This window comes from Sphingobium sp. MP9-4, assembly GCF_005281675.1.
Lineage (GTDB): Bacteria > Pseudomonadota > Alphaproteobacteria > Sphingomonadales > Sphingomonadaceae > Sphingobium > Sphingobium yanoikuyae.
This window is the reverse complement of the sequence record NZ_LUFI01000059.1, coordinates 26267-36002: the sequence shown is the minus strand read 5'-3', so window position 1 is coordinate 36002 and position 9736 is coordinate 26267. Positions and strand designations below refer to the sequence as shown.

The window sequence follows — 9736 nt, the reverse complement described above, 5'->3', positions numbered from 1 at the left end:
GTGATGGATGTGGCTTCCCGGACGCGATCGCTGTTGTAGGCGCTGTCGGCATAGGCATGCTCGACCAAGGGGTGCCGCTGGCGTGACTGCATGAGCAAAGGCACTGCACCGTCTCGGTCCTGCACATCAGCGCCATGGACCAGCAGTTCGAGCGCACGGCCATCGGTATCGACCATGGCGTGGCGCTTGCGGCCCATGATCTTCTTCCCTGCGTCATAGCCGCGCGGTCCACCCGCTTCGGTGGTCTTCACGCTCTGGCTGTCGATGGCCGCCGCTGACGGCATCGGTTCTCGCCCCATTCGGACACGGTCGATCTGGACGAGATGGTGGTTGAGACTTTCAAATGTCCCATCGTCACGCAGAGCGCAGAACCAGCGATAGACCGTGCGCCATGGCGGAAAGCTGTCAGGCAAAAGCCGCCAAGGACAACCTGCCCGCAGCAAATAGAAAATGGCCTCGATGATCTCCCGCATCGGCCAACGCCGTCGCCGTCCGCATTGGCACGGCGCGGGCAAATACGGCTCGATCAAATGCTATTCTGCATCGGTAAGATCGCTTCCATAGCGAAGCTGTGCGCGGCTATGATGCGCGCGGGCGGTCGGGTTCCACATGATAGCTTCCAAGGTCGGTGTCGTAACCCCCCGGAATCATATCGAAACTCGGCCGTCCACCGTTACGTCAGCGTTCTGACACAGCCTCTAAGTGCGGGGCAGGTTTTGCAGACCCTCGCTCCCTTGCTCATGGTGTGGGGCGCAAATGGAGCCGCAAGGACGCCCAGGCCCGCCTGTCCTGTCGTTATCGGCCGGCTGAACTGGAGCGGGCGAACCTTGTTCACCCCGGTCAATCAGAATAATTTGGCTTTGTGGCGAACTCTCATGAAACAGACATACGGAATAATGAACCGCTCCCAGTTCGGCCTAGGCTCAGGATGCCGGGCAGTGTGGTGAACTGACCGTCCGGTTGTAGAGATTCCAAATCGACAGTTAAGCTGCCGGGAAGGGGCTATTCACTGAAGGGGCTATGCCGAGTGGGGCGTAGGCATGCGTGATCTGCGGTGACTGCCCAAATGGGCTCGCTTGTCCGCTTCTGGGAGGTCCGATGCTGTACTATTAGGCCGGTAATCGCGTGTGTCTATTGACGGTCATCATTAAGGATGGGTGGGGTAATGGTGGATGTTGGAGAAAAAGAGGCAGGACCTTTCCGTTCTTGGATCTGACTGGTAGAGCCTCCCACTTCGAAGAGATGGCGCAAAAAGGACTCCATCGCTTCCCGGCCTCTTTCGCTCAGATTTACCAGAATGCGACGATGATCTCGTGGGTCATAATCCCTCGTCACCAGTTGCGCCGCCTCCAGGCCTTCAATCCGGCGAATGGTCCCTGTGGCACTCTCGCCTGAAATCACCATGACATCTTTTACACAAAGAACACGCCCCTCTTCGCCAGTGATGAACAATTCCAGCATAATATCCCAAGCGGAATCACGAAATACGTTTCTCGGGAAATGATCGGAACAGTTTATACGCGCTTGCTGCGTTTGACGGGCAAGAACAAGAAGGGATTCATCCGATAATGTGTCGTCTGGTGATGTGCTGATATTTCGTTGGCGCGACCCCATAATATTATCCTCACATAGTATCATTATGAAGCAAATTGATGCTGCTCCTGCCAGCTTAACAAATTGCCAATTGCCTCCCGTTCAGGCCTTGGCTCGACCTGCATCACCTCATTTCTACCGTTTCTGTATCCTGTGATTGGCACTTCAGTTGCGTGACCAGCGCATGAATGCCGCTGCCATGAGAGCCCTTCGCAATGACGGTATCACCGTCTTGAAGGTCCGCTCGAAGATGGTCCCAAAGCTGCTCGACACGGTCCGCATGGATGCCACGACAATGATCCGGTAATGCTTTCCATAAGCCGAGATAAAGGGCACCAATGACGTATATGCGGTCGATCGCCTGATCGAGGATCACCGCCGCCAGCGCGTCATGATAGCTTGCCGCATCCTCGCCGAGCTCAAGCATTTCCCCCAATACCGCTATGCGCCTTCCCCCGGTTTGCGCGCCGAGCAATTCCAACGCGAACGCCATGGACGTTGGATTGGCGTTATAGGCTTCATCAATCAGTCTGACGCGCTTTCCATCAAAGATCAGATCGAGTTCCTGGCCCCGTCCCGCCAGTGGCTGAAAGTCGGCAAGTGCCGCCATCCCAATTTCAATATTCAATGAGAGGGCAGACAATGCCGCAAGAACGGCAAGGCTGTTGAGCACCATATGTCGACCGGGCGCTTGCAGATTATAGTTGATGCACCCCTGGTCGGTCTGCACGCATATGTGTCCGTCGCGTCGATCAAGCAGCCGGAAATTGGCGCAGGGAGCCGTCCCAAAGGTCAGGAAGCCCTGATAGGCGAGACGGATATCAATTCGATCGGCTATCGCCGCATGAATGCCGATATCACCTGCCAGGCTGTCACGCGCGATCGGCAGGCCAGCGACCTAGAATGTCTGTCCGACAAGCCTCGCCTCGATGACGGGGCACATCTCCACGGATCAGGCAAGCCGAACTGCCGGTGTCGTCAATGCGGCTCGGTTCCAGGTTTGTCCATCGCTCCTTGACGGAACGGATGCAATGTCCGCCGGTTACCCTTTCCTATGCTGACGATGATCCCATCATGACCAGTGATCCCGCCGCCTTCGACCCGCCGCCAGAGGCGAGGCAATTCTATGCCGATAGCCTCGCAGAGCTAGTGGCTTCGGGTATTCCCTTCATGCTCTCGGGCACTTACGCTTTAGGCTGTCATACCGGGATATCCCGCCCAACTAAGGATCTTGATGTCTTCTGCAAGGCGGGCGATGCGCCGCGAATCCTGGCCCATTTCCGCCATCTGGGCCATGAAGTGGAATTTGAGGACGAGCGCTGGATCGGAAAGGTCTGGAAGGACGGTAATTTCTTCGACGTCATCTACAATATCTCGTCGGCCAGCCTGCCGGTGACGGAAGAGTGGTTCCGCGACGAATTCTACGCCGAAGTCTACGGGACCCGCGTCCGCATCACCCCGCCCACCGAATTCATCCTGTCCAAGCTCTTCATCCAGGATCGCTATCGCTATGATGGCGCAGATGTCGCGCACATGATCCTCAAGCAGCATGAGACCATCGACTGGCAGCGCATGCTGGACGCAATGGAACTGCATTGGGAACTGCTGCTGATCCATCTGCTCCACTTCCGGTTCGTCTACCCGACCGAACGACACTGCATCCCGCTCTGGCTTTTCGAGGAACTGCTTGGTCGACTGGAAACCCGGGCGGAGCTGCCGGTCCCCAAGATCCGCGTCTGCCGTGGACGATTGCTCTCACCACGCGATTATCTGGTCGACATCACCGAATGGGGATTTGCCGATGTCGTGGGCAAAGGACTGGAGGAAAGCCATGACCGAAACAAATGACACAGTCCCGCCAGGAAAGCTTACCGTGGCCGCGATCGGCGATCTGCATGTGAGCGAGACGTCGGAACATCGATATCGCGAGATGTTCGCGGAAATTTCGGACAAGGCAGATATTCTCGCGCTCTGCGGGGATCTGACCAATTTCGGCAAGACGCGCGAGGCGGAGATTTTGGCTGAAGATCTGCATGCCTGCACGATTCCCACCGTCGCCGTACTTGGAAACCATGACCATGAATGTGGTCAGCCCGAGGAAGTGGTCCGCATCCTTCACAGCGCCGGGGTCACGGTCCTTGATGAACAGGCCGTGGAAATCAAAGGTGTCGGGTTCGCCGGGGTCAAGGGGTTCGTCGGCGGGTTCGGCCGCGGCGAACTGGGGGCATTTGGCGAACCGGCAATCAAGGGATTTGTCGAAGAGTCGATCAATGAGGCGCGCAAGCTGGAAAATGCCCTGCGTACGCTGAGGACGGACCGCGTCGTGGCGGTGCTGCACTACTCCCCCATCTCTGAAACGGTCATGGGCGAGCCGCCCGAGATATTTCCATTTCTCGGTTCCTCCAGGCTCGCGGACGCCATCGACCGGTTCGACAATGTCCGCTTTGCTGTGCATGGACATGCGCATCGTGGCGCATTTGAAGGGAAGACCCCCCGTGGCATACCTGTCTATAATTGCGCACAATTTGTCGTTTCAGAACAATTTGGTCGGCCCTACGCCCTGATCGCGGTCTAGCGCCGATCGAACGAGCGTCCTGAAGATGCGATGCCATTGTCATAAGATCAGGGCGCCATCTTGTTTCCGGGAATTCCTGGTCGCGCGTGTCGGTCAACCAGCAGCTTGCGCTCTGGCCGACAGGGGCGTGTCTTCCTGCCTGCCAATCATGGCGGTTGCCTCCGCTATCCTCGATTGGACCTCGATTGGCGACGCATGGATCTTTTGCGCTGCCGGACGTTATCCATCAGCAACAATCCGGTAGGATCGCATGGCGCAACCCACGACAGGCCTGAGTGAAGGGCGTAATCTGCATAGCGGCAGCGTCCCCTGGCGTGAGGCGGACTGGACGCTGCCGCCTGCCGGAGGCCTGTCGCGGGACGCCGTCGATATCGCCATCATCGGCACCGGTATCATGGGCGCCATTCTGGCCGAGCGGCTGAGCGCGGGTGGGCGGCGCCTTGCGCTCCTGGATCGGCGGCCGCCTGGTTGTGGGAGCACCGCCGCATCAACCGCGCAGCTCATGTGGGCGATGGATGTGCCGATGCTGACCTTGGCCGGCCAGATCGGGGAAACGGAGGCGGCGCGGCGCTGGACCAGGGTGCTGGGCGCCGTGCGCGATCTGTCGGAGCGCATCGAGGCTATGGGGCTGAGCGCCCTCAAGCAGGACTGTCCCACACTCTATCTTGCTGGCGGACTGCTCGATGATGAAGCCCTCGCGGCTGAGGCCGCCATGCATCGTCGCCATGGCCTGCCATCGCAATGGCTTGATGGAAATCAGGTACGCGAGCGCTTCGGCATAGCGCCGCGTGCCGCAATCCTCTCGGACGGTGGTTTCACGGTCGATCCGGTCCGATTATGTCACGCGCTGATAGAGCTGGCCGTATCGCGCGGTGCTGCTCTTGCATGGCCCGTGAATGTCATCGGCCTGCACCCGGATGGGGACGGGGTCCATATCGAGATGGAGGGGGGAGAGAGCCTGCACGCGGGCGAGGTGATCCTTGCCACCGGCTATGAACGGCCCACATTATTCCTGCCGCCGGCCTTCTCGCTCCTGACCAGCTTTGTTATGGCGACGCCGCCGGGCATGGCACCGCTTTGGAAGGGCAATGCCATGATCTGGGAAGCGAGCGATCCCTATCTCTATCTGCGCACCGACGCGTCCGGCCGCATCATCGCAGGCGGCGAAGATATCGAGGAGACAGATGCCGACACACGCGACGCCCTGATATCGCAAAAGGCCGGGGTGATTGCCGCCAAGCTCGAAACGCTGCTCGGCGCGCCGGTGCCGATCGATCGTCAATGGGCTGCCACCTTTGGCGCTTCGCCCGACGGGTTGCCGGCGATCGGCGCGACATCGCTTATGCCCCATGTCTGGCTTGCAGCAGGCTATGGTGGCAATGGTATCGCCTTTGCCTCGCTCGCAGCCCAGATGCTCGAGCGCGAACTGGCGGGAGAAGCCGACCCGGATCGCGATGCCATTGATCCTTATCGGTTTGAAAGCAATGCCGGGCAAAGGGCGGCCGACCGATGAGGGGCGTGATCGTCCTGGCCATGCTGCTGCTTTCCGCATGTGACATGTTGCCACGCGATCCGGCCGGCACATCCAATCGCATCGCGCAAGAACGAGCCTTCACGGTGGCGCTGGCCGATCCTGCCATTCACGCGGCGCCGGAAGTCCAATGGCTGGTTCATGAAATCGAGCGACGAACCGGGGCGAAGGCGCACTGGCGGCCAGGTGCAGGCGAGGGGCTCTTCCAGCAGCTTGACGATGGCACGCTCGACCTGGTGATCGGGCGCTTCCTGGCCGACAGCCCCTGGGCAATGGACGTGGCCTTTGGCCCGCCCCTCTCGAAGACCGGGACGAAGGCGGCACCACTCGAGCTCAAGGCGGCGATGCGCAATGGCGAGAACCGGTGGATCATGACAGTCGAGCGCGCCAGCCGCGCCATTTCGCAGGAGGCGCGCGAAGAATGAGCGAGACAAGCCTTCCCGACGAACTGCGTGAGCCCATGGCACGGGCGGTGCGCCTGGAATATTGGAACATCTTCTGGACGCTCACCATCATCGCGACGATGGGGCTGGTGCTTGGCCAGAGCCAGACGATGAAGACCGCCTGGATCGAGGACACGCTGGGGCTCGTTCCGCCCGTCATGTTCCTGATCGCCGCGCATATGGAACGCCACGCCCATCGCTCGCGCCGCTTTCCCTTCGGGTTCGAGCGCGTCAATGGTCTAGGATTTTTCGTCGCAGCGGTTGCGCTGACGGCAGTTGGCGCGCTTCTGCTCTACAATGCGCTGATCGCGCTTGGCTCGGCGGAACATGCAAGCGTCGGTTCGATCGTCATTCTGGGCCAGGATATCTGGCTAGGCTGGCTGATGATCGCCGCGCAGATCTATTCTCTCATTCCGCCACTCTTCATCGGCCGGAAGGAACTGCCGCTGGCGCAGGCGCTCAACGACAAGCTGCTGCATACCGATGCGCTCATGAACAAGGCGAACTGGCTGACCGGGGCGGCCGGGCTCGCGGGCATCATCGGTCTCGGGCTTGGCTGGTGGTGGGCCGACTCGGTGGCGGCCGCCATCATTTCGCTCGACGTCCTCAATGACGGGATCAAGGCGCTGCGATCGTCCACGGCCGAACTGGTCGATGGCGCGCCCAGGGCGCTTTCGAGCACAGATCTTTCGGAGGATGCGCAAAGCCTGTGCGATCGGCTCAAGGCGGAATTTCCCGGTGCCACGATACGCCTGCGCGAGACCGGCCGCCTCATCCGGGCAGAAGTCCATGACACGCATCCTCCGGCGCAATGCCGTCATCCGCGATATTACTGGCCGGAAGGTGAGGACAGGGCCTGGCGGCTGGCCCAGGTGAGCTTCATCCCGCCCGTACAGCGTGAGGGCCGGAACTAGACCGGCGGCGTCTGCTGCACGGCATCCGCCTGTTTTTCCGGTCGGATGTAGATGGACGTCAGATCGGGCACGCAGGCCTTCATCTCGCGCTCAATCTCCTCGATCAGGCGCTCTGCGTCTCCCATCGGCAGATCATCGACGAAATCGGCACTGATCGCCACGAACACGGCATCGGGCGCGGTGTGGATCGTGCGGACATGATTGACCGCGCTGATCTGTGGCCGCTTGTCCAAAATGGCCCATAACGCCGAAATGATCGCCGGATCGGCGCTTTCGCCGATCAGCAGCCCCTTGGCTTCGCGCGCGAGCAAAATCGCCACCCCGGCCAGGATGAGACCGATGGCAATCGATGCGAAACCGTCGATCCGTGGGTCGGCATAATGATGGCTGGCCCAGACACCGATTCCCGCAATGCCAAGGCCGATCAGCGCTGCGCTATCCTCGAACAGGACGATGAAGCCGGCCGGATCCTTGGATCGGCGGATCGATTGCCACCAGCTGCTTGCGCCCCTCTTGCCGTTGAACTCGCGCACCGCAATGGCCCAGCTTGTTCCCTCGAGCAGGACCGCGACCGCCAGCACCACATAATTGATCGTCGGGTCTCGCAACGGATCAGGCTCGGCAATATGCAGCCAGCCCTCATAGATCGAGACGCCGGCGCCGACGGCAAAGATCAGGATGGCGACGACGAAAGCCCAGAAATAGAGTTCGCGGCCATAGCCGAAGGGGTGGGTGGCATCGGCCGGGCGCCTGGCCTTTGCCTGGCCATAGAGCAGCAGGACCTGGTTGCTGCTGTCGACCAGCGAGTGGACCCCCTCGGTCAGCATGGAAGAAGAGCCGCTGATCGCCGCCGCCACGAATTTGGCTATGGCGATCCCGACATTGGCCGAGAGGGCACCATAGAGGACGATATTCTCGCGTAACCTGCGCGGCAGATCGGCCATGGGGCTCAACCGGGATAAGGGCTGGAGCGCAGCAGGCCGGCCAGATGCGCGGCATTGCCCGCGACCATCTTTGCCGTCTTCGTCACCATCTCCGGCGTCTCGTCGAGATCCCTGAAATCGACCGACCCCATTGCTTCGCCGACCCAATAGCAGGCGGCAACAGCGGTGATCGTCCAGCCCACATCGTTCAATGCCTGGAACAATTGGGCGCTGGAAAAATGGGCGCCATCCTCATTGCCCACGATCGCCGCGACGACGACCTTGCCATAGCTTGGCATCCGGCCCTCATCATCGGTCTCCGAGAGAAAGGCATCCATTCGCTCCAGCACCCGTTTGGCGACGCTGCTGATCTGCCCCATCCAGATCGGTCCGCCAAAGATCAGAATGTCGTGCGCGAGGATCTTCTCGCGCAGTCCCGGCCAGGCATCGCCATCCCCTTCGTTGGAGGTGACGCCTGGCTTGATGTCGAGAGCTGCAACCCGGACCGTCTCGCTGACTGTCACATCATATTGGCTGAAGGCTTCTGCCAGCACGGCGATCATCGCGTCGGTCGAACTCTGCGCGCCCCTGCCTGGCTTGAGCGTGCAGTTAAGCGCCAGCGCCTTGAGCGGCATGGTTCATCTCCTCGAGCGGCCTGGATGGGGCGTGGACAAGGTCTGGATGCTCGCTGGATGCGACCATCCGTTTCTCGCACGGAGAACTCCCGGGCGCGCAAAGGGTTCTTTGGAGCAAAGGAGATTATGCGATGAGCGATACCGTCCCTATGATCCATGAAGATGCGCTGCCGGGCCATGAGAGCAGGCTGAGCCCGAAGCCGCAATGGCAGCCCCGTTATCGGGGCTCGGGCCGGCTTGCGGGGAAGGTCGCGATCATCACCGGCGCCGACAGCGGGATCGGGCGCGCGGTAGCAGCGCTCTACGCGCGCGAAGGCGCTGACATAGCGATCGTCTATCTGCTGGAAGACGAGGATGCCGCGGAAACGAAACGCATCGTGGAAGGGGAGGGGCAACGGGCGATCATGATCCGGGGGGACATTGGCGCGCGCACCTTTGGCGACGAGATTGTTGCCCGCACCCTGGAGGCGTTCGGCAAGATCGACATCATTGTCAACAATGCGGGTGAACAGCATCCCGACAAGGATATTGCTGACATCAGCGAGGATCAGCTTCGCCGCACCTTCCAGACCAATATCTTCGGCATGTTCTTCCTGGTCCAGGCGGCGCGACCGCATTTGAAAAGCGGGGCAGCCATCGTCAACTGCACCAGCGTGACCATGTATCAGGGCAGTTCGGAACTGCTGGACTATAGCGCGACCAAGGGCGCCATTACCGCCTTCACCCGCTCCCTGTCGGAAAATCTGGTGGGCGAGGGCATTCGCGTGAATGCCGTCGCGCCCGGGCCGATCTGGACGCCGCTCAATCCCTGTGGCGGTGCGAGCCCGGAGAAGCTCGAACATTTTGGCGAAAGCACGCCGATGGGGCGGCCAGGCCAGCCCAACGAGGTCGCGCCGGCCTTCCTGTTCCTCGCCTGCGAGGATGCCAGCTATATGTCGGGTCAGGTTCTTCACCCCAATGGCGGGACGATCGTGAACGGGTGACCGGGGTGGAGCGAAGCGGCCTGAACGGGGTCACCATCCTCTCCATGGCAAAGGATGTGCCCAGCTCTGCGATAAGGCGGCGCTGCTTTTGGGAACCGATACACTGGCGGAATGTTCTCTTGACCAGTTATGGAGGGAC

The 9736-nt window shown here is 60.6% G+C and carries 11 protein-coding genes and 1 pseudogene; 7 read left to right on the top strand and 5 right to left on the bottom strand.

What is annotated here, in order from left to right; genetic code table 11:
• The 3 genes and pseudogenes from A0U87_RS18500 to A0U87_RS18490 form a co-directional block, all read right to left on the bottom strand.
• Window positions 1–611 (bottom strand): annotated as a pseudogene (locus A0U87_RS18500) (IS5 family transposase); the annotation flags it as partial.
• 520 nt (window positions 612–1131) lie between these two features.
• The gene (locus tag A0U87_RS18495) at window positions 1132–1614 is read right to left on the bottom strand and encodes a MarR family transcriptional regulator (RefSeq protein WP_137405868.1); all 483 of its coding nucleotides are present in this window, start codon (window positions 1612–1614) and stop codon (window positions 1132–1134) included.
• A 103-nt stretch (window positions 1615–1717) separates the two neighbouring features.
• Window positions 1718–2269 (bottom strand): cyanophycin synthetase, encoded by a 552-nt coding sequence (locus tag A0U87_RS18490; protein ID WP_137405867.1) that lies wholly within the window; start codon window positions 2267–2269, stop codon window positions 1718–1720.
• On the opposite strand from A0U87_RS18490, the gene A0U87_RS18485 reads away from it, so the two are divergent.
• The 6 genes from A0U87_RS18485 (at window position 2270) to A0U87_RS18460 (ending at window position 7056) form a co-directional block, all read left to right on the top strand.
• Window positions 2270–2611 carry a hypothetical protein gene (locus A0U87_RS18485; protein WP_137405866.1) on the top strand — a complete coding sequence of 114 codons (342 nt, stop codon included), beginning with the start codon at window positions 2270–2272 and terminating at the stop codon, window positions 2609–2611. It abuts the gene before it with no gap.
• A gap of 56 nt (window positions 2612–2667) precedes the next feature.
• Window positions 2668–3441 (top strand): nucleotidyltransferase family protein, encoded by a 774-nt coding sequence (locus A0U87_RS18480; protein WP_137405865.1) that lies wholly within the window; start codon window positions 2668–2670, stop codon window positions 3439–3441.
• Complete coding sequence (locus tag A0U87_RS18475; RefSeq protein ID WP_137405864.1) at window positions 3425–4168, top strand: metallophosphoesterase; 744 nt, start codon at window positions 3425–3427, stop codon at window positions 4166–4168. The genes A0U87_RS18480 and A0U87_RS18475 overlap by 17 nt, the downstream gene beginning before the upstream one ends.
• Before the next feature lie 250 nt (window positions 4169–4418).
• Window positions 4419–5681, top strand: coding sequence for an FAD-dependent oxidoreductase (locus A0U87_RS18470; protein WP_137405863.1), 1263 nt, complete (start codon window positions 4419–4421; stop codon window positions 5679–5681).
• Complete coding sequence (locus A0U87_RS18465; protein WP_137405862.1) at window positions 5678–6124, top strand: amino acid ABC transporter substrate-binding protein; 447 nt, start codon at window positions 5678–5680, stop codon at window positions 6122–6124. Before A0U87_RS18470 ends, A0U87_RS18465 begins: the two co-directional genes overlap by 4 nt.
• The gene (locus tag A0U87_RS18460) at window positions 6121–7056 is read left to right on the top strand and encodes a cation transporter (protein WP_137405861.1); all 936 of its coding nucleotides are present in this window, start codon (window positions 6121–6123) and stop codon (window positions 7054–7056) included. The genes A0U87_RS18465 and A0U87_RS18460 overlap by 4 nt, the downstream gene beginning before the upstream one ends.
• Here A0U87_RS18460 and A0U87_RS18455 read toward each other — a convergent pair.
• Together A0U87_RS18455 and A0U87_RS18450 are read right to left on the bottom strand one after the other, a co-directional pair.
• Window positions 7053–8000 (bottom strand): cation diffusion facilitator family transporter, encoded by a 948-nt coding sequence (locus tag A0U87_RS18455; RefSeq protein WP_137405860.1) that lies wholly within the window; start codon window positions 7998–8000, stop codon window positions 7053–7055. The two genes, A0U87_RS18460 and A0U87_RS18455, sit on opposite strands and share 4 nt — an antisense overlap.
• 5 nt (window positions 8001–8005) lie before the next feature.
• Window positions 8006–8614: an NAD(P)H-dependent oxidoreductase gene (locus tag A0U87_RS18450; protein WP_137405859.1), complete on the bottom strand. Its 609-nt coding sequence runs from the start codon at window positions 8612–8614 to the stop codon at window positions 8006–8008.
• A 131-nt stretch (window positions 8615–8745) separates the two neighbouring features.
• On the opposite strand from A0U87_RS18450, the gene A0U87_RS18445 reads away from it, so the two are divergent.
• Window positions 8746–9597, top strand: coding sequence for an SDR family oxidoreductase (locus A0U87_RS18445; protein ID WP_137405858.1), 852 nt, complete (start codon window positions 8746–8748; stop codon window positions 9595–9597).
• Window positions 9598–9736: the final 139 nt, after the last annotated feature.